At 65.8% G+C, this 20,082-nt stretch carries 17 protein-coding genes; 12 read left to right on the top strand and 5 right to left on the bottom strand.

Annotated features, from left to right (window positions below; translation table 11 throughout):
* Positions 1-176 precede the first annotated feature (176 nt).
* From pdhA to ACP4XC_RS06760, 3 genes are read left to right on the top strand one after another with little or no spacing between them, the layout of a single operon-like run.
* Positions 177-1,352, top strand: a complete 1,176-nt coding sequence (gene pdhA, locus ACP4XC_RS06750; protein WP_427174093.1) for a pyruvate dehydrogenase (acetyl-transferring) E1 component subunit alpha — start codon at positions 177-179, stop codon at positions 1,350-1,352.
* On the top strand, positions 1,352-2,362 hold the full coding sequence (locus tag ACP4XC_RS06755; protein WP_427174094.1) for an alpha-ketoacid dehydrogenase subunit beta: 1,011 nt from the start codon (positions 1,352-1,354) through the stop codon (positions 2,360-2,362). The genes pdhA and ACP4XC_RS06755 overlap by 1 nt, the downstream gene beginning before the upstream one ends.
* A complete protein-coding gene (locus ACP4XC_RS06760) occupies positions 2,359-3,750 on the top strand; it encodes a dihydrolipoamide acetyltransferase family protein (protein ID WP_427174095.1) in 1,392 nt (463 codons plus the stop codon). Before ACP4XC_RS06755 ends, ACP4XC_RS06760 begins: the two co-directional genes overlap by 4 nt.
* A gap of 249 nt (positions 3,751-3,999) precedes the next feature.
* On the opposite strand, the gene ACP4XC_RS06765 is transcribed toward ACP4XC_RS06760, so the two are convergent.
* On the bottom strand, positions 4,000-4,656 hold the full coding sequence (locus ACP4XC_RS06765; RefSeq protein WP_427175042.1) for a TetR/AcrR family transcriptional regulator: 657 nt from the start codon (positions 4,654-4,656) through the stop codon (positions 4,000-4,002).
* Positions 4,657-4,848: 192 nt separating this feature from the next.
* On the opposite strand from ACP4XC_RS06765, the gene ACP4XC_RS06770 reads away from it, so the two are divergent.
* The 7 genes from ACP4XC_RS06770 (at position 4,849) to ACP4XC_RS06800 (ending at position 12,973) form a co-directional block, all read left to right on the top strand.
* Positions 4,849-6,456, top strand: a complete 1,608-nt coding sequence (locus ACP4XC_RS06770) for a carboxyl transferase domain-containing protein (protein WP_427174096.1) — start codon at positions 4,849-4,851, stop codon at positions 6,454-6,456.
* 7 nt (positions 6,457-6,463) lie between these two features.
* Positions 6,464-8,680 carry a biotin carboxylase N-terminal domain-containing protein gene (locus tag ACP4XC_RS06775; RefSeq protein WP_427174097.1) on the top strand — a complete coding sequence of 739 codons (2,217 nt, stop codon included), beginning with the start codon at positions 6,464-6,466 and terminating at the stop codon, positions 8,678-8,680.
* Between the two features lie 99 nt (positions 8,681-8,779).
* Positions 8,780-9,955, top strand: a complete 1,176-nt coding sequence (locus ACP4XC_RS06780) for an acyl-CoA dehydrogenase family protein (protein WP_427174098.1) — start codon at positions 8,780-8,782, stop codon at positions 9,953-9,955.
* 60 nt (positions 9,956-10,015) lie between these two features.
* A complete protein-coding gene (locus tag ACP4XC_RS06785; RefSeq protein WP_427174099.1) occupies positions 10,016-10,825 on the top strand; it encodes a CoA transferase subunit A in 810 nt (269 codons plus the stop codon).
* Positions 10,826-10,827: 2 nt separating this feature from the next.
* Positions 10,828-11,589 carry a CoA transferase subunit B gene (locus ACP4XC_RS06790; RefSeq protein WP_427174100.1) on the top strand — a complete coding sequence of 254 codons (762 nt, stop codon included), beginning with the start codon at positions 10,828-10,830 and terminating at the stop codon, positions 11,587-11,589.
* Positions 11,586-12,137, top strand: coding sequence for a MaoC family dehydratase (locus tag ACP4XC_RS06795; protein WP_427174101.1), 552 nt, complete (start codon positions 11,586-11,588; stop codon positions 12,135-12,137). The genes ACP4XC_RS06790 and ACP4XC_RS06795 overlap by 4 nt, the downstream gene beginning before the upstream one ends.
* A complete protein-coding gene (locus ACP4XC_RS06800; protein ID WP_427174102.1) occupies positions 12,134-12,973 on the top strand; it encodes an HpcH/HpaI aldolase/citrate lyase family protein in 840 nt (279 codons plus the stop codon). The genes ACP4XC_RS06795 and ACP4XC_RS06800 overlap by 4 nt, the downstream gene beginning before the upstream one ends.
* A 111-nt stretch (positions 12,974-13,084) precedes the next feature.
* Here the strand turns inward: ACP4XC_RS06800 and ACP4XC_RS06805 are convergent, their stop codons facing one another.
* From ACP4XC_RS06805 to ACP4XC_RS06815, 3 genes are read right to left on the bottom strand one after another with little or no spacing between them, the layout of a single operon-like run.
* On the bottom strand, positions 13,085-14,143 hold the full coding sequence (locus tag ACP4XC_RS06805) for an ABC transporter substrate-binding protein (protein ID WP_427174103.1): 1,059 nt from the start codon (positions 14,141-14,143) through the stop codon (positions 13,085-13,087).
* A gap of 3 nt (positions 14,144-14,146) precedes the next feature.
* On the bottom strand, positions 14,147-15,040 hold the full coding sequence (locus ACP4XC_RS06810) for an ABC transporter permease (RefSeq protein WP_427174104.1): 894 nt from the start codon (positions 15,038-15,040) through the stop codon (positions 14,147-14,149).
* Between the two features lie 24 nt (positions 15,041-15,064).
* Positions 15,065-15,883, bottom strand: a complete 819-nt coding sequence (locus ACP4XC_RS06815) for an ABC transporter ATP-binding protein (RefSeq protein ID WP_427174105.1) — start codon at positions 15,881-15,883, stop codon at positions 15,065-15,067.
* A 228-nt stretch (positions 15,884-16,111) separates the two neighbouring features.
* On the opposite strand from ACP4XC_RS06815, the gene ACP4XC_RS06820 reads away from it, so the two are divergent.
* Positions 16,112-17,896: a sensor histidine kinase gene (locus tag ACP4XC_RS06820; protein WP_427174106.1), complete on the top strand. Its 1,785-nt coding sequence runs from the start codon at positions 16,112-16,114 to the stop codon at positions 17,894-17,896.
* Entirely contained in the window at positions 17,886-18,548 is a 663-nt protein-coding gene (locus ACP4XC_RS06825; RefSeq protein WP_427174107.1) for a response regulator, read from the top strand. The genes ACP4XC_RS06820 and ACP4XC_RS06825 overlap by 11 nt, the downstream gene beginning before the upstream one ends.
* Before the next feature lie 18 nt (positions 18,549-18,566).
* On the opposite strand, the gene ACP4XC_RS06830 is transcribed toward ACP4XC_RS06825, so the two are convergent.
* Entirely contained in the window at positions 18,567-20,045 is a 1,479-nt protein-coding gene (locus tag ACP4XC_RS06830; protein WP_427174108.1) for a lipase maturation factor family protein, read from the bottom strand.
* Positions 20,046-20,082 lie beyond the last annotated feature (37 nt).

The raw sequence follows: 20,082 nt of genomic DNA on the forward strand, positions 1-20,082 counted from the left end.
GTCTCTGCGGGCCAGATAGTGCATTTTGCTCAGTTTATTTGCGGGTGGTTGTACCCATTGAGCATTGTGAGTAGGGTCACAATTATCCGGGGCAACGGCGCCCGGGCGGCCGGCGTGCACGGGGATCACGAGTCCTCGAGCGCTGGTGACACATCGTATGAAGGTTGCGTGCAACTGTGTTTACAGACGAGTTGGGCCAGGGCGGCAGCGCCGCCGGCGGCCCGGGCAACAGTGCAGAACATCACGGCCGGGCCGGCGAAACGCTGGTCCAACTGATCACTCCCGGCGGTGAACGCGTCAGTCATCCGGCTTATGACCCTTGGGTCCAGGACGTCTCCGATGAGCAACTGGGCTCGCTCTACGAGGACATGGTGGTCATCCGGCGCATCGACACCGAAGCCACTGCCCTCCAACGCCAGGGGGAGCTTGGGCTTTGGCCGCCGCTGCTGGGGCAGGAAGCATCCCAAGTGGGCTCGGCGAGGGCCCTGCGTGAGGACGACTTCATCTTCTCCAGCTATCGCGAAAACGGCGTCGCCTACTGCCGCGGCGTGGACCTGACGGATATCCTCAAGGTCTGGCGCGGTAACGCGTCCGCGGGCTGGGACCCCTTCACGATTAACATGGCAACGCCCCAGATCATCATCGGCGCCCAGACGCTTCATGCCACCGGCTACGCCATGGGCATCCAAAATGATGGCGCGGATTCTGTTGCCATCACCTACTTCGGTGATGGCGCCACCAGCGAGGGCGATGTCAACGAGGCCATGGTTTTCGCGGCCAGCTTCCAGTCACCGGTGATCTTCTTCTGCCAGAACAACCACTGGGCCATTTCCGAACCGGTCCGCCTCCAGTCCCACATCCAACTGGCCGATCGCGCAACCGGATTCGGCATACCGAGCGTCCGGGTGGACGGCAATGACGTCCTGGCCGTGATGGCGGCAACCCGGGAGGCGCTGACGAGGGCCCGGCACGGCGGCGGACCAACCTTCATAGAAGCCGTGACCTACCGCATGGGCCCGCACACCACGGCCGATGACCCCACACGCTACCGGGACGCCAACGAACTGGAGGACTGGGCAGCCAAGGACCCGATTCTCCGCCTCAAATCGCTCCTGGAACGCAAGGGGCTGCTGACGGGGGACTTCGAAGCCGGCGTCGCGGCCAAGGCCGACGCCGTTGCCCGGCAGATGAGGGCCGGCTGTATCAGCATGCCGGACCCGGAGCCGATGGAGATCTTCAAGCACGTTTACAGCACACCCAACTCCTGGCTGGAACGCCAGGAGGACCACTACTCCCGCTACCTGGCGTCCTTCGGTAATCCCGAGGCCGCTGCCGAAGAAGGTGCACGCTGATGACGCAGATGACCTTTGCCCGGGCAATAAACTCCGGACTGCGAAAGTCCCTTGAGAACGATCCCAAAGTAATCCTGATGGGGGAGGACATCGGAACCCTGGGTGGTGTCTTCCGCGTGACGGACGGACTGCAGAAGGACTTCGGCAAGCACCGCGTTGTGGACACCCCGCTGGCCGAGTCCGCGATCGTGGGGACCGCCGTCGGACTTGCCTACCGCGGCTACCGCCCCGTGGTGGAAATCCAGTTCGACGGATTCATCTATCCGTCCTTCGACCAGATCGTCTCCCAGGTGGCGAAGCTGCACTACCGCACCCAGGGTGCCGTGAGGATGCCCATCACCATCCGCGTGCCGTTTGGTGGAGGCATCGGGTCACCGGAGCACCATTCTGAGTCCCCGGAGGCCTACTTCACCCACACTTCGGGCCTGAGGGTGGTCAGCGTGTCCAACCCCCAGGACGCCTACGTGATGATCCAACAGGCCATCTCGTGCGATGACCCAGTGCTCTACTTCGAACCGAAACGCCGCTACCACGACAAGGGCGAAGTGGACGAGTCCGTCCAACCCGCCAGCGCGCTCTCGATGGAGAAGGCGCGGGTGGTCACCGAGGGCAGGGACGTCACGCTCGTGGCCTACGGCCCGTTGGTCAAGACTGCCCGTGATGCCGCCATGGCCGCGGCCGACGAGGGCATCTCCGTGGAAGTCATAGATCTGCGCTCGCTGTCACCGGTGGACTATGCCACCCTGGAGGCTTCGGTTCGGAAGACCGGCCGACTGGTGATCACCCACGAGGCGGCCCAGTCCGGCGGCCTCGGCGCGGAAGTTGCCGCAAGCATTACGGAGCGTTGCTTCTACCACCTTGAGGCCGCCCCCGTCCGGGTCACCGGCTTCGACATTCCCTACCCCTACTCCAAGCTTGAAATGCATCATCTGCCGGACCTGGACAGGATTCTTGACGGTGTGGACCGCGCCCTCGGCCGGCCCAACTCGCTCAGCGGGCTGGAAGGATGAGCGCCACCATGATCAGGGAATTCAGGCTGCCGGATCTCGGCGAAGGCCTGACCGAATCCGAAATCCTTAGCTGGAAGGTGGCCGTGGGTGACAAAGTCGCCCTGAACCAGGTCATCGCGGAGGTGGAAACAGCCAAGGCCGTGGTGGAACTGCCGTCCCCGTTCGCCGGGGTGGTCACCGCGCTTCATGAGGAGCCGGGCACCGTGGTTGAGGTCGGCAAGCCGATCGTGTCGTTCGAGATAGAGGACGACGGGAGTCCCGCCGCGGGGATCGTCGCCGGGGGTCCTCAGGCCGAGGCCGGCACCGCTAAACGCGAGCCGAACCTCGTGGGGTATGGTGCCGTCGTCGAGGGTTCCGGCAGGCCCGCGCGGCGCTCCCGCGCCTTCGCCGCACCGGCCGCTGGGCGGCGCGCAACTGCGGTGGCTGAGCCGGCCGCTGAGCCGGTGGTTGAGCCGGCCGAAGCCAGGTCCGCCGTTGCTGCCCCCGCGGAGCGTCCCCGCTCCACACCCCCGGTGCGGAAACTGGCCAAGGACCTTGGTGTTGACCTCGCGGCGGTAAGCGGAACCGGGGCCGGCGGACTGATCACGAGGGAGGACGTGCGGAACCTTGTTGGCGGAGGAGACCTTCCGGCAGCGGCCCGCGTGTTGGCGCAGCCTGAGCACGCGGGCCGCGAGGCGGTCCGCAGCGAACGGGAGGTGCGGATGCCCATCAAGGGCGTGCGCAAACTGACCGCGGCGGCCATGGTTTCCAGCGCTTTCACGGCCCCGCACGCCACCGAGTTTCTGACCGTGGACGTCACACCCACCATGGAACTGCTGGCCCGGCTCAAGTCCAGCCGGGCCTTTGAGGGTTTCAAACTCACCCCGCTGACGCTTGTGGCCAAGGCGCTTCTCATTGCGCTGCGCCGCCAGCCGACGGTGAATTCCCGGTGGGATGAGGCAAACCAGGAGATCGTGCAGTTCAACTACGTGAACCTGGGCATAGCCGCTGCCACCCCGCGAGGCCTCACGGTCCCTAACATCAAGGACGCGGACCGCATGTCCCTCGCGGAGTTGTCCACGGCGCTGACCAACCTGACGGAAACCGCCCGCGCCGGCAAAACGAGCCCTGCTGAGCTGTCGGGCGGCACCATATCCATCACCAACATCGGAGTGTTCGGCATCGACGCGGGCACGCCCATCCTGAACCCGGGCGAGGCCGCGATCCTGGCCATGGGCGCAGTGCGGCGGATGCCGTGGGAGTACAAGGACGACATCGCGTTGCGCCAGGTGATGACCCTCAGCCTGTCCTTTGACCACCGCCTGGTGGATGGGGAGCAGGGTTCACGGTTCCTGGCGGACGTCGGCGCCATTCTCGCTGACCCCGGCATGGTCATGGCCATGGCCTAGCGAGCCCGGGCTCCCGGCTGCCGGCTTCCCCCCTCGCGAGAGGAGGGAAGCCGGCAGCTTTGTTGCGGGCTGGGTCGTATGTGTGATCGGGTTCCCTCCGTCCCGGGGCACTTTGGGCGCGATGTACGACGGCGGCGCCACCGTTTACGGCGTGTCCGCGCCAAAGTGCCCCAGGAGTGCGCCGCACGTGCCACGTGCACTCGACGCGCCCCGGGTGCCCCGGGTGTGCCGGGTGGGCAGGGTGGGCAGCTAGTCGAGGGGAGCGGCCGGAGCCATAAGGGCCGCCAACGCCATGCTCTCCAGCAGCGGCCGGGCCCGTTTGGCCGCGATCCGGCGTCCGTGGCTGCGCACCGAGTGCGGGGTGGAATTGATCAGGCCGAAGGTGGCGTGGGCCCGCATCCGCAGCTCTGCGGCCTCGGTGCCGGCGTGCAGCCCCGCCAGGACGTCGACCCAGAGCTCCACATAGTTGCGCTGCAGGGTGCGGACCTCGGCCTGGTCGTCCTCCGAGAGGTTGCTGAAGTCCTGGTCCTGGACCCTGATGACCTCCGGATTGCTCAGGGCGAAGTCCACATGGAACCGGACCAGCCGGCGCAATGCCGCCATGGGATCGGCCGTCTCAGCCACCACGTTCCGTCCGCCCTCGAGCAGGTCCCGGCTCACACTCAGCAGCAGGGCGCCGAGGACGGCCTGCTTGCCGGCGAAATGCCTGTAGACGGCGGGACCGCTGACGCCGGCCGCGGCGCCCAGGTCCTCGAGTGACACGCGGTTGAATCCGTCAACGGCAAACAAGGTGGCGGCCGCGGACAACAGCGCCAGGCGGCGGCTTTCCTTGGCCTGGCTGCGCTGCGTTGTCAGTCCGGGCTGGGTCAGGGCCTGCTCCGGAGACTCCTGCGCCGGGGGCTGCAGTTTGGCGGACTCCTGCGCTTCCGGGCCACGCTCGATGATCGGCACTTTTCCTCCTTGGAACTGCAAATCCTAGCAACACCGCCAGTGTTGGACATCACAGTTAATAGAGACTAACCTAAATCTCAGTTATACGGCACTAACCGAATCGCTCAGGATTGCCCTCATCGGGCGTCCGGGAACGGAAAACAGTCAATGGAGACAATCGCCAGCCAGGTGAACGCCGGCAGCGACGCATTCGCCGCAAACCGGCAGGCTCAGCTGGCACTCGCCCGCGAGCTGAAGGAACGGCTGGCCACAGCTGCACTGGGCGGCCCGGAGAAGTCGCGCGAGCGCCATGTTGCCCGGGGAAAGCTGCTCCCGCGCGAGCGGATCGACCAGCTCCTCGATAACGGGAGCCCCTTCCTGGAGATTGCCCCGCTGGCTGCGAACGGCATGTACAACGACGATTCACCCGGCGCGGGCGTCATTGCCGGGATCGGCCTGGTGCACGGCCGCCAGGTTCTGGTCATCTCCAACGACGCCACGGTCAAGGGCGGCACGTACTATCCGATGACCGTGAAGAAGCACCTCCGCGCCCAGGAAATAGCGCTGGAGAACCGCCTGCCGTGCATCTACCTCGTGGATTCCGGTGGGGCGTTCCTGCCCAAACAGGACGAGGTCTTCCCGGACAAGGAACACTTCGGCCGGATCTTCTTCAACCAGGCGAAGATGTCCGCGGCCCGCATCCCGCAGATCGCCTCCGTCATGGGCTCCTGCACCGCCGGCGGCGCCTACGTCCCGGCCATGAGCGACGAAACCGTGATCGTCCGCAACCAGGGCACCATCTTCCTGGGCGGCCCCCCGCTCGTGAAGGCCGCTATCGGCGAGATCGTCACGGCCGAGGAACTGGGCGGCGGGGACGTGCATTCGAAGATCTCCGGAGTCACCGATCATCTGGCCGAGAACGATGAGCATGCCCTCCAGATCGTCCGCGACATCGTAGCCACGCTGCCCCGGCCGGCCGCCCCCGCCTGGGACATCGACGCCGTCGTCGAACCCGTGGCCGATCCGGACGAGCTCTACGGTGCCGTCCCCACGGATGTGAACGCCCAGTACGACGTCCGCGAGGTCATCGCCCGGCTCGTGGACGGCAGCAGGTTCCACGAGTTCAAAAAGAATTACGGCACCACCCTGGTCACCGGCTTCGCCAGGCTGCACGGCCACCCCGTGGGCATCGTGGCCAACAACGGCGTGCTCTTCAGCGAATCCTCGCTCAAGGGTGCGCACTTCATCGAACTCTGCGACCAGCGTGGCATCCCGCTGATCTTCCTCCAGAACCTTTCCGGTTTCATGGTGGGCAAGGACTATGAGCAGGGCGGCATCGCCAAGAACGGCGCAAAGATGGTCACCGCCGTCGCCACCGCACGCGTGCCCAAACTGACCGTGGTGATCGGCGGCTCCTTCGGCGCGGGCAATTACTCGATGTGCGGGCGCGCCTACTCGCCACGCTTCCTGTGGATGTGGCCGGCGTCCCGGATCTCCGTGATGGGCGGCAACCAGGCCTCCAGCGTGCTCGCCACCGTGAAGCGGGACCAGTACGAGGCCCGCGGTGAGGAATGGTCCGCCGAGGACGAGGAAGCCTTCAAAGCCCCCATCAAACAGCAGTACGAGGATCAGGGCAGCCCCTACTACTCCACTGCCCGCCTCTGGGACGACGGCGTAATCGACCCCGCGGACACCCGCACCATCCTGGGACTGGCGCTCGACGTCGTCTCCCGCACCCCGCTGCCGGAGACCTCCTTCGGCCTGTTCCGGATGTGAGCCAGTCATGACCACTTCTTCGACCATTCCCTCCACACCCCGGCGGAATCCGCTCTTCGGCACCGTGTTGGTTGCGAACCGCGGCGAGATCGCATGCCGCGTGATCCGCACGCTGCGTGCCCTGGACATCCGCTCGGTCGCCGTCTATTCCGACGCCGACGCCGGAGCCCGCCATGTGCGCGAAGCCGACCTCGCCGTCCGGATCGGCCCCGCCGCGGCCACCGAAAGCTACCTGAAGATCGAAGCCATCATCCAGGCCTGCCGCGACACCGGCGCGGACGCGGTGCACCCCGGCTATGGTTTCCTCAGCGAAAATGTCGACTTTGCCCGGGCCCTGGAAAAGGCGGGGATCACCTTCATCGGCCCCGGCGTTGAATCCCTGAACGTGATGGGGGACAAGATCCGTTCCAAGAACCACGTGGCCGGCTACGGCGTCCCGGTGGTCCCCGGCGCTGCCGAACCCGGCATGACAGACGCCCAGCTGATGGAGGCCGCTGCCGGCGTCGGCTTCCCGTTGCTGATCAAGCCCTCCGCTGGCGGCGGGGGCAAGGGAATGCACATCGTGGAACGCCCCGATGACATGGAAGCGACGCTGGCCACGGCACGGCGGGTCGCCGCCAGTGCCTTCGGCGATGACACCCTGTTCCTGGAACGCCTGGTCACTATGCCGCGCCACATCGAGGTGCAGGTCCTGGCGGACAACCATGGCAACGTCATCCACCTGGGGGAGCGCGAGTGCTCGCTGCAGCGCCGGCACCAGAAGGTCATCGAGGAAGCACCCTCTCCGCTGCTGGAATCACTGCCCGACGGCGCCGATGTCCGGGCCCGCCTCGGTGAGGCCGCCTGCCAGGCCGCGCGCAGCGTCAGCTACTCAGGCGCCGGGACCGTGGAATTCCTGGTTTCGGACAACGCCCCGGACGAGTTCTTCTTCATGGAGATGAACACCCGGCTCCAGGTCGAACACCCCGTCACCGAGATGGTCACCGGGGTCGACCTTGTCGAGTGGCAGGTCCGGATCGCCGCCGGCGAGATGCTCACGGTGGCGCAGGACGACGTCGTCCTCAAGGGGCACTCGGTGGAAGCACGTGTCTATGCGGAGATTCCGGAAAGGAACTTCATGCCCTCCGGCGGTGAAGTGGTGCTCCTGGACGAACGGGGCACACTCTTCACCGGGACGGCCGGTCTGGATTCCTTCACCCCGGCGTCCACGGATCCCCACATCCGGATCGACTCCTCGCTGCTTGAGGGACTCAAAATTTCCAGCGACTATGACCCCATGGTGGCCAAGGTCATCGCCTGGGGCCCCGACCGCCATGCCGCGCTGGACAAACTCGACACGGCCCTCTCGCGCTACACGGCACTGGGGATCGACACGAACGTCGAATACCTCCGGCTGCTGATCAACGACGCCGACGTCCGGGCCGGGCGCCTCGACACCGGGCTGATCGAGCGCAGGATGCCCGGCTTCACTTTCCGCCGTGCCGGGGACGCCGAGCTCATCGCGGCAGCCATGCAGTTCTGGGTCCTCGACCAAGCCCCTCCAACCGTGCGGTCCCCTTGGGACTCGGTCCGGGGCTGGCGCGTTGGCGCACCCGCGCCCTGGCGCATGAGCTTCGGAACGCCCGACGGCGGGCTGGCCACGGTGGCGGTCACCTGGCTGAACAACGCCGCTCTGGGCCACGCCAGTGCCCGGGTCAACAACGGCCCGGCGCGCCAGGTGAAGGTCCTGGGGCTGTCCAGCGACGCCGTCCGCCTGGAACTCGACGGCGAGGAACTCCGGTTCGCCCAGGGCGCCCTCTGGGCGGAGCACCCTCCGCGGGGCAATCCGCGGAGCGTCTTCCTGGGCAATAAGGGATGGTCCTGCCGGCTGGAGCTCCTCAGCCGCGAATCGAGGCTGGCCCGGGTGCTCGCCGGGATCGAACGCGAGGAGGGGGCCGCGGACCCGGCGGTGCGCTCGCCGATGCCCGGCACGGTGGTCTCGGTGGCTGTCCGCAACGGCGATACCGTGGAAACCGGCCAGGTGCTGCTCTCGGTGGAGGCCATGAAGATGGAACACCAACTGGTGGCGCCGCTGGGCGGGACGGTGCATATCAGCATCGCTTCCGGCGACCTCGTCAAGGCGGACCAGGTCCTGGCAACCATCCATCCCGCACCGCCCCGGGCGGAGGACGCAGCCGAGGACACCCTCGAGGAAGCCGTCATCGCGATGGGCGCGGCGGAATGACCACACGCCATTTTTCGAGGGACCCCCGACACGCGGACCCCGAACACGCAAACCACAGACCTGCAGACCCCCCGAAACACCAGACAAGGAAGTCCCAACATGGCTGATTTTGAGCTCAGCGAGGAATACCAGGACCTCAGCGACACCGTTCGTGAATTTGCCGACGAGGTGGTGGCCCCGGTGTCCGCCAGGCACGACGAAGAGCACAGCTTCCCCTACGAAGTCGTCTCCAAAATGGCGGACATGGGACTCTTCGGCCTTCCCTTCCCGGAGGAGTTCGGCGGCATGGGCGGGGATTACTTCGCGCTGGCGCTGGCTCTTGAGCAGCTCGGCCGGGTGGACCAGTCCGTCGCCATCACCCTGGAAGCCGGGGTCTCCCTGGGCGCCATGCCCGTCTACCGGTTCGGCACCGACGCGCAGAAGCAGGAATGGCTGCCGTTGCTCGCGTCCGGCAAAGCGCTCGCGGGCTTCGGGCTGACCGAGCCGGAAGCGGGTTCGGACGCCGGGGGGACCAAGACCACGGCCCGGCGCGAGGTTGTCGGGGGTGAGAACGTCTGGGTCATCAACGGCAACAAGGAGTTCATCACGAACTCCGGTACGGACATCACCCGCCTGGTCACCGTGACGGCCGTGACCAACAGTCATGAGCGCAAGGACGGCAGCGTCAAGAAGGAAATTTCCACCCTTCTAGTGCCCGCGGACACTCCCGGTTTCAAAGCCGAGAAGGCCTACAACAAGGTTGGCTGGAACGCCTCCGATACGCACCCCCTCACGTTGAAGGACGTCCACGTGCCGGAGGCCAACCTGCTCGGCGAGGAGGGCCGCGGCTACGCGAACTTCCTCTCCATCCTGGACGAGGGCCGGATCGCCATCGCGGCGCTTGCCACAGGTGCCGCCCAGGGGTGTGTGGACCTGTCGGTGAAATACGCCAAGGAGCGCAGCGCGTTCGGGCAGAACATCGGCAAATACCAGGCCATCGCCTTCAAAATCGCCCGCATGCAGGCACGCGCCCACACCGCCCGGCTGGCCTACTACGATGCCGCCGCCCGGATGCTCGCCGGGAAGCCGTTCAAGACGCAGGCGGCCATCGCTAAGATGGTCGCAGGCGAGGCAGCCATGGACAACGCGCGGGACGCCACCCAGGTGTTCGGCGGCTATGGCTTCATCAACGAGTTCACCGTGGCACGCCATTACCGCGACTCCAAGATCCTTGAGGTCGGGGAGGGCACCACGGAGGTTCAGCTGATGCTGATCGCCCGCGAACTGGGACTGTAACCGCCGCTGGTGGTAAAGCCTGGCGAGGCCCCTGGAGGACCCGACCTGAAAGGATCAACGATGATTGACAAGGTGGTTGCCAGCGCTGCGGAGGCCGTTGCGGATATCCACGACGGCGCGTCGCTCGCCGTCGGCGGGTTCGGGTTATGCGGCATTCCGGTGGCGCTCATCGACGCCCTCCACCAGCGCGGGGCCAGGGAGCTCGAGACGGTGAGCAACAATTGCGGCGTCGATGACTGGGGCCTGGGAATCCTGCTCAAGGACGGCAGGATCCGGCGCACCATCAGCTCCTACGTGGGGGAGAACAAGGAGTTTGCCCGGCAGTACCTTTCCGGCGAACTGGAGGTGATACTCACCCCGCAGGGCACGCTCGCCGAAAAGCTGCGGGCCGGCGGCGCCGGCATCCCCGCCTTCTACACCCCGGCGGGTGTGGGCACCCAGGTGTCCGAGGGCGGCCTGCCGCAGAAGTACGACGCCGACGGAAACATCGCGATTGCCTCCGCCCCCAAGGAAGTGCGCAATTTCAACGGCACTGATTACGTCCTGGAGGACTCGCTGACGCCGGACTTCGGCCTGGTCCATGCCTGGAAGGGCGACCGGCACGGCAACCTGGTCTTTCATGCCGCAGCCATGAACTTCAACCCCCTGTGTGCCATGGCGGGCAGGATCACCATCGCCGAGGTTGAAGAACTCGTCGAACCCGGTGAACTGGACCCGGAACACATTCACACGCCCGGCATCTTCGTCCAACGCGTTGTTGTGGCCCCGCGGATTGAGAAGCGCATCGAAAAGAGAACGGTGGCGCTCACCCCGGCCTCCGCTTCGGGCACCACCGACACGTCCCGCACCACCAACACCGCAGGAGCGTAGCCATGGATTCGAACAGCACGCAGGGTGCGCCGACCCGTCCGGAAGCCGTCCGGCCCGAGTACCGGCGCGCCGCGGTGGCGCACCCTTCCGGTAATGACAGCAAGGGCTGGACACGCAACGAACTGGCCGCCCGGGTGGCGCAGGAGCTGCACAACGGCCAGTACGTCAACCTCGGCATCGGCATGCCCACCCTGATCCCCAATTACATTCCGGCCGGCGTGGAGGTGGTGCTCCACTCCGAGAACGGCATCCTGGGCGTCGGACCCTACCCGGGCGAGGACGAGGTGGACCCGGACCTGATCAACGCGGGCAAGGAAACCGTCACCGTCAATCCCGGAGCCGCGTTCTTTGACTCCGCAGCCTCCTTCGGGATGATCCGGGGCGGCCACGTGGATGTGGCGGTGCTCGGTGCCATGGAGGTCGCCGCCAACGGGGACCTGGCGAACTGGATGATCCCGGGAAAGATGGTCAAGGGGATGGGCGGTGCCATGGACCTGGTCTTCGGGGCAAAGAAGGTCATCGTGATGATGGAACACGTGGACCGGAACGGACGGCCAAAGATCGTGGAGAAGTGCACGCTGCCGCTGACCGGCAAAGCCTGCGTGGACCGGATCATCACGGACCTGGCAGTGATCGACGTCGTCGACGTGGGCGGCGAGAGCCGGCTGGTGCTGCGGGAACTGGCGCCCAACGTCTCTGTAGAGGACGTGGCGGCCGCCACGGGCGCCGAGCTTTTCGAGGAAGACCAGGAATTGACCGTATGAGCGCCCATCCTCCCCGGCCGCGGGGCAGCGAGCCGAGGGTTATTGAACAGCGCGGCCTGTATTTCGAGGAACTGGAAGAAGGCGTGGTCTATGCCCACCGCCCGGGACGCACGGTGACTGAGACGGACAACGTCCTCTTCACCACCATGACCATGAACACGCAGGCCCTGCACCTTGACGCGGCCTGGAGCGCGCGGCAGCCCTTCGGCCAGCGCCTGATGAACTCCATGTTCACCCTCGCCACGGTGGTGGGGCAGTCGGTTCCCCAGCTGACCCAAGGCACCATCATTGCCCAGCTCGGCCTCACCGATGTCTCCTTCCCGCACCCGCTGTACCACGGCGACACCCTGTACACGGAGACTGTCATCAGCGCGAAAAGACCCTCCGCCTCCCGCCCGGGCCAGGGGATCGTGACCATGAATCACACCGGCCGGAACCAGGACGGGGTGGTGGTGGCGCTTGCCACCCGCAGCTGCCTCATGTGGACACGCGAGGCCCATGCCGCTGCGCAGAAAGAAACGGCGGAAAAGGGGAGAATAGAGCCATGAGCTTCCTGATGGGTCCCGCCCTCCTGTTCTGCCCCGCCGACCGCCCCGAGCGGTACCAGAAGGCCGCCGAGCGTGCCGACGCCGTGATCCTCGACTTGGAGGACGCCGTGGCCCCGGCGGACAAGCAGCGGGCCCGGGGTGCCATCCTCGCGCAGCTTGGTTCCACGGGCGACGTTCCCGAGCTGAACCCCGCCTCCACCATCATCAGGCTTAACCCGGCCGGCACCGAGGAGTTCGAGAAGGACCTCCACTGCCTCAAGCACACCCCGTACAGGACCGTGATGCTCGCCAAGACCGAAAATGCCGGGCAGCTCAAGGAGCTTGAGGGCTTCCACGTGATCGCGCTGTGTGAGACGGCGGCGGGAATCCTCAACGCCGCGGCCATCGCGGCGGCACCGAACGTGGTGGCGTTGATGTGGGGCGCCGAGGACCTCATCGCGTCGCTGGGCGGGACATCCAGCAGGAACGACGACGGCGGCTACCGCGCCGTCGCGCTGCACGCCCGCTCCACCGTGCTGCTCGCTGCCAGGGCTGCCGGCAAGGAGGCCATCGACTCCGTCTACGTGAACATCCCCGACCTTGAGGGGCTGGGCGCCGAATCCCGCGACGCCGTCGCCTCCGGATTTGGCTCCAAGGCCTGCATCCATCCGAACCAGGTGCCCGTGGTCCGCGAAGCCTACGCGCCCGGAGAATCCGAAGTGGCTGCCGCCACCGAACTGCTGGATGCCGCGGCCGCTGCCGGCGCGGGCGTGTTCCAGTTCAACGGCCGGATGATCGACGGCCCCATCCTGAAGCATGCCGAGTCCACCCTGAGGCGCGCCGGGCACACGGTCTAGGAACTCCCGCAACAAAGCAGCGGGTGCGGCCGGTGATTAATCCCGGACGCACCCGCTGCCTTCTGTTTCCCGCGGGATCCCTGGTGGCCTGTTCGCTCAGACCAGCTGCCGCTACTTCTCTGCCGGGACCTTCTCGACAAAGGCCGTGGTGTACGTCTTGCTCAGATCGATGGACGAGCCTTTCCCCTTGACGTTGGTGGAGTATTTGTCCAGGATGCTGAGCACGTTCCTGGCGCCGTCGGCATCCATCTTTCCGTCCTTGTTGAACATGGTCTTGGTGTCATTGATGGACTTTTCGTAAAGCGCCTGCCCGGCGTTGGCGTATTCCTTGGGCATCTTGGCGGCGATCTCTGCCGCGCTGTGGCTGTTGATGAACCGGAGGGCGCCCACGAAGGCGTTGACCACCTTCTGGACCGTCTGCGGGTTCTTCTGCACGAAGTCGCAGCTCATGTACACGGACGCCGCGGGATAGAGGCCGCCGAGCGCCTTGCGGGTTCCTTCCTCCGTGCGCATGTCGATCATCACTTTGCCCTTTCCGGTTTCAACCAGCTGGGCGATGGTGGGATCGGTGGTCATGCCCGCATCGATGCCGTTGTTGTCCATGGCTGCAATGAAGGTCTGGCCGGCGCCGACCTTGGCCGGGGTGTAGCTCTTCACCCCTGCCTGCCCGGCGAGGGCCTGGGTGAGGAAGTCGGTTGATGACCCCAGAGAGGTGATACCCAGGTTCCGTCCTTCAAAGTCGGCCGCCGACTTGATCGCTCCGGCCTTGCTGCTGGAGACCACCTCGGCCTCGCCGGGGATGTTCGCCAGCTGCACCACTGAGGTGATGCACTGTCCCTTGGCCTGCAAATCGATGGTGTGGTCATAGAACCCCTCGACGCCCTGGGCATTGCCGGTCAGAAGCGAGTTCTCCGCTGTGGCGCCGGACTGCTCGCCCAGCAGGTTGACCTTGACCCCTTCCTTTTCGAACAAACCCAGGCCTTCGGCGAGCTTGGCGGGCATGTAGATGACCTTTTCCAGGCCGCCCACAATGATGTTGACTTCGGGTGTGCTTGCGCTGTCCACGGAGGCCGCCCGTGAATCCTGGCAGCCGCTCACTCCGGCGGCCACCGCGATGGTGAGAAGGACGGCTGATGCCTGGACACTACGTCGCTGTAGTTTCGTTTTCATGGTTTAGATTCCCTTGATCTGAGTCTGGGCCTGAGAGGGCCGCCATTTGAGGAGCTTGTTTTCTGCGGTGGTGATGACGGATTCAGCCAGCAGCGCCACCACGGTGACGATGATCATGCCGGCGTAGATACCCGCCGAGTCGAACGTGCCCTGGGCGTTGGCGATCAGCATGCCCATGCCGTGTTTCGCCCCGGCGTACTCGCCCACGATCGCCCCGATGAGCGCGAACCCGAAGGCGGTGTGGAGCGAGGAAAGGATCCAGGTGGTGGCGCTGGGAAGCACGATCGAGGTCAGGATTTTGCGTTTGCTTGCTCCCAGGATCCGTGCGTTGTTCACCACGTTGCCGTCCACTTCGCGGGCGCCGGTGAAGGCGTTGAAGAACACCGCGAAGAACACCAGGACCACCACCGTGGCAATCTTGGAACTGATGCCGAAACCGAACCAGATGATGAACAGCGCGGCGAGCACGATTCGCGGAACCGCATTGGCAGCTTTGATGAAGGGTGAAAAGACCTCCGCCATGTAGCGGCTCCGGCCCAGGAGGACGCCGAGCACGATCCCAGCGACGGTGCCGATGGCGAAGCCGGCCGTTGCCTCCAGAACGGTGTAGCCAATGTTTTCCCACACCGATCCGAACTGGGTGCCGGAGGCAAACCATTGGATCAGGCGGTCCCAGATCAGGGACGGCTTGGAGTAGAAGAACGGGTCGATCAGATAGGTGGCGGTCAGTTCCCAGCTGCCCAGCCACACGGCCACGATCAGTGCGCGCAGGGCCCAGACCTTGTAGGCGGCATTTCGTCTCGACTTGCGGGCACCGGCGAGCAATCCGGCCTCGCTTTCGGCGCTGAGCTCCTGACCCTGTGCCGCGCGTGGGGCGCTTATGGTGGGTGACGTCATCGTCGTTGTCCTAACTGGTTTCGTTTACTTTGCATCGGGTTGTCCGGCCGTGGCCCTGGCCTGTTCCACTTCGTCGCGCAGGCTCTCCCAGACCTGGCGGTAGATTGCCAGGAACCCGGGCGTCAACCGGACCTCCTCCACATCGCGCGGACGGGGAAGATCCACCCTGAATTCCGCCTTGATGGTTGCCGGGCTCGCCGTCATCACCACCACACGGTCAGCAAGGGCAATGGCCTCTTCCAGGTCGTGGGTAACAAAAACAACGGCGGCGTCGCTGCCGCTCCAGAGCCTTAGGAGCTCCTGCTGCATGAGCTGGCGGGTCTGGACGTCCAAGGCACTGAACGGTTCGTCCATGAGCATGATCTCGGGTTCGTTGACCAGCGTTTGAGCCAGCGCAACCCGCTTCCGCATGCCGCCGGAGAGCTGGTGCGGGTAGTACTTTTCGAATTTTCCCAGCCCCACGCGTTCTACCCATTCCCGGGCCTGGATGCGGGCGTCCGCCTTCGAAGCTCCCCGGTAACGGGGGCCCGAGGCCACATTGTCCAGCACCGTCTGCCACGGAAGGGTGGCGTCGGCCTGGAACATGTACCCCACCCGGGCCGGGATGCCCGTCACCAGTTCCCCCCGGACATACGTTTCGCCTTCCGAGGCGGGCTGGAGTCCGGAGATCAAGGACAGCGTGGTGGATTTGCCACATCCGGTGGGCCCGACGACGGCGACGAACTCCCCGGGAGCAACGGCCAGGTTCACATCGCGGATGGCGGTATGGATGCCCCCGCCGTTCTTAGGGAATCTCTTCGTCGCCGCCCTCAACTCAATCAGCGGCGCCTTATTGGCTGGCATGGTGTCTCCTTCGTCACTTTGCGTTGCTGCGGCGCAGGCCCCGGATTTGGCTGCCTGTGTGCCACGTCACAAGACGCTACGGGGCGAAGTCGGCGTCGTCGCCCTTTAGCTCCATTGCCGCTAATCAACCCTTTCTGCACCTTGTGCGCTTTGTGCTCACGTATCAGTGGTGCTTGGGGAGGCAATGGCCCTAACGTTGTGCCGGGTCACCGGGGTCCGGTGCAGGAAGTGAATGAGGAGCCGGTGGAAGCAGCGGACAGTGTTGTCCCGGAGCTGGGGGACCGCCGGGCGGTCCGCCGGCCGGGGCTGGCGTTTTCAACCAGGATGCTGGTCCTCCAGCTCGCCGTTGTGGTTCTGGTGATCATTCTGACTGCGGGCGTTTACGGCTTGCTGACGTATCAGCGGCTCAGTGATGAGATCGGATCCAAATCCCTGGCCGTGGCCCAGAGCCTCGCCGTGGAGGAAACCATCCGCAGGGAACTTAACGCTGTGGCCCCCGCTGACATCAGGCCGGGGAACTCCACGCTGCGCACAGGACCGGTCCAGCAACTTGCCGAAGTGCTCCGGGACCGGACCGACGCCTTGTTCGTGGTGGTCACGGACAGGTCCGGCCTCCGCTGGTCACATCCCAACCCGGCCGAGCTGGGCCGGCCGGTGAGCACCAGCCCGGATGCCGCCCTCTCGGGACAGGAAATCACCGTCCAGGAGACCGGAACCCTCGGCCCTTCCGTCCGTTCGAAGGTCCCTGTCTGGTCCATGGACGGGCGGTCCATTGTCGGCGAGGTCAGCGTCGGGTTTTCCACCCGCGACGTGCTCGCAGGTCTGCAGGCCGCCATCCTCCCCATCCTCGGAGTCGCGGCTGTGGCCCTGACACTGGGCACGGCCGGAACGGCCCTATTGAGCCGCAGGCTGCGCACCCACACGCTGGGCCTGGAACCTGCTGAGATCGGTGAACTTGTGCAGGACCAGGCGGTGGTGCTCTATGGGGTCGACGAAGGCGTGCTGGGCATCGCCGAAGACGGCCGCGTCACCATCTGCAACGGGAAGGCCCGCCGCCTTCTGGGCCTGGCGGGCAGCTCCGGACGCACATTGGCGGAACTCGGACTTCCGTCCCGGGTGCTGGCGCTGCTCGAACCGGCCAACGCCGACGGGAAAAGCAGCGTTCAGATGATGGTGAACGGCTCAGTGCTGATCATGACGGCACGGAAGGTGGTGCGGGGCCGGCGGAAACTCGGCTGGGTCCTGATGGTCCGCGACCGGACTGACGTCGAAGCACTCAGCCGCCAACTGGATGCCGTGGGCGCACTCTCCACTGCCCTGAGGGCGCAGCGCCACGAATTCGCCAACCGGTTACACGCCGTTTCCGGGTTGCTGAACGTCGGGCGCGCGGACGAAGCAGCCAGCTACCTCCAGGCAACGCTGAAATCGGGTCCACTGAAGTACCCTGTGGATTTTGCGGGCAAGCTGGAGGACACCTATCTCCAGGCGTTCATTGGCGCGAAGGCGCTGCGCGCGGCGGAGATGGGCGTCCGCCTCCGGCTGGGTGAGGCCACTCTGATCACGGGGACGGTATCCGATCCGCAGAATGTCACCACTGTCCTGGGGAACCTGGCGGATAACGCCGTTGCTGCGGCTGTCCGGGGGGAATGCCTGGACCGTTGGGTGGAGGTGGAGCTGCTCAGCGAGGACAGCACGCTCTATCTCACGGTGGCTGATTCGGGGGACGGGCTGCACGCTTTGGACCCTGAGGCGCCGTTCAAGGAGGGCTACTCGACCTCGGGAAGGACGCCGGACCACGGACTGCCCCAGGGCCCGGGCGATTGGACGGAAGCAGGACATGCCGGTCACGGAGAAGGACTGGGGTTGACCCTTTCCCGCCAGATCGCGCGCAGCCGTGGCGGCGACGTCTTGGTGATTTCCCCGGGAGCGGCGGGGGGACCGGGCGCCGTGTTCTGTGCGCGCCTGCCGCGGGTCCTTGCACTACATGAGGAAAGGACAGGAAATGAAGGATGACCTGAGGGTCCAGATTGTGGACGACGATTTCCACGTGGCCCGGCTCCACGCCACCTATGTCAATGGGGCGCCCGGCTACATGGCATTGGAACCTGTGGGTACGGGGGGAGCCGCACTGGAGGCCATCCATGCCTACCGCCCGGACCTTGTCCTCGTGGACATCTACCTCCCGGACGGCAACGGCTTGGATATTCTGCGGGGGCTGGACATTGACGCTTTCGTGCTCAGCGCCGCCTCGGACCCCTCCTCCGTGCGGAAGGCCATGCGGAGGGGAGCACTCGGATATCTCATCAAGCCCTTTTCGGAGAAGCAGCTCGCGGAAAAGCTCCGCGGCTATGGCCGTTACCGCCGCCTGCTCGCTTCGGAGTCCGCACTGGACCAGGAGGCTCTGGAACGTGCCGTGCGCCAGCTTCACTCCTCGGATGCGCAAACAGCCAAAGCCCGGACCGTGACGGAGAACGCCGTCCTCGGCGCCCTCGGGCGGACCCCGGGAGCACTGACCGCAGTGGACGTTTCCGCGACCGTCGGCATCTCCCGCGCAACGGCGCAACGGTACCTCTCGGCCCTGGTTGAGGACGGCTCCGTGGACGTCAACCTGCGCTATGGCACCACTGGGAGGCCCGAACACCGGTACAGCCTCCGGGCAACGTAGCCGGTTGAGCGCGCCCGGTCAGCGGCCCGGCGGCAGGGACAGCGGCGGAATAGGCTCATGCAGGGGGGTCCGTATCCAGCGCTGACCGGTCTCCCGGAACTGCTCCCGGGTGGCGAAGTGGTACAGGTAGCTGCGGGCCCGCACCCACCGCGGGCGGCCGCCGTCGAACGGATCGTGGCGCAGCAGTCGCAGCACCTGGCGGTCGGCCTCCAGCAACTTCGCCAGGAACGCGTAGAACCACTCCTCGTGCACCGTGCGGAGTGGCAGGAACCACATCAGCCAGTCGAGGCGGAGATGGTAGGGGGCCCACTGCCGCGGAATTCGCCGCACGTCCCCGGGTTTGCCTTTGAAGCCGTACTCGCGCCAGTCGGCGTCGTCGTCGGGCTCCTCCGCCAGTGTTCCCTCCACCACGATCTCGATCCTTAATTTGGTGACCGTGCCGAAGGCCCCGTACGTGTTGACCAGCCGCCAGCGATTGAAACTGGCGTTCATCAGCTGCCTGCGCGAGAACAGGTTCCGGACCGGCCAGTAGCTGAGCACCAGCAGCAGCACGGTCACGGCAAGCACCACCACGAGCCACCAGACAGGGGACTGCCACCGGCCCGGTCCGCCGGAGTCCGCGCTGCCAGCGGGCGCATGCCAGTCCAGCGGGATGACGGGCAGGGCCGCATGCGCCACGGTGTCGCTGACCGCAGCGAACGCCAGGAGGATGGCCATCCAGTTGAGCCAGGCGAAGTTCCCGCTGGCCACGAGCCACAGCTGCGTGACGATGATGATTCCGGCGGCAATAGTGGCCAAGGGCTGTGGCGCAAAGAGGAAGAAAGGCACCACGAGCTGCGCGAAGTGGTTGCCAAGCACCTCCATCCGGTGGAGCGGTTTGGGAAGCAGGTGCGCCTGTCGGCTCAGCGGACCCGGCATCGGCTGCGTTTCATGGTGGTAGTACAGCGCCGTCAGATCACGCCATTCGCGCCCGCCACGGATCTTGATCAGGCCTGCGCCGAACTCGAGGCGGAACACAAGCCAGGCCAGGAGCAGCAGGATGGTCCTGGGCGGGGGCGTCTGGTCCGAACCAAGGAAAGCCACGGTGAAGCCGGCTTCGAGGAGCAGGATCTCCCAGCCAAAGCCGTAGAACGTTTGTCCCACATTGACGATCGACATATACAACAGCCAGAGTGCCAGGAAGGCGAGCATCGGCAGCCACGGCGGCCCCAGCTGGGGTAGCCCGGCCACGAGCACTGCCGCGAGTGACATGCCGGCCCAGCACACGGCGCGCAGGAGGCGGTCCGAGTAGCGCCAGCGGAACAGGGTGGGCGTGCGAAGACGCTTGAGGATGTCCAGATACTCCGGCACCGGGAGAAGGCCGCGCTCGCCGAGCAGGGCCGGAAACTGGTTGTGGGAGGACAGGAACGCGACGAAATAGAGCACGGCCATTCCGCGCTGCAGAACCTGCCGGGCGAATTCGTAATCCGGCGCGTCGAACCAGGAAGCCCAGTCCACGTTGTCCACGTTACGCCTGCGCGGGCCCTGCCGGGAG

Origin of the sequence: Arthrobacter sp. 92 (assembly GCF_050260325.1) — a bacterium.
In the GTDB taxonomy this organism is placed as follows: domain Bacteria; phylum Actinomycetota; class Actinomycetes; order Actinomycetales; family Micrococcaceae; genus Arthrobacter.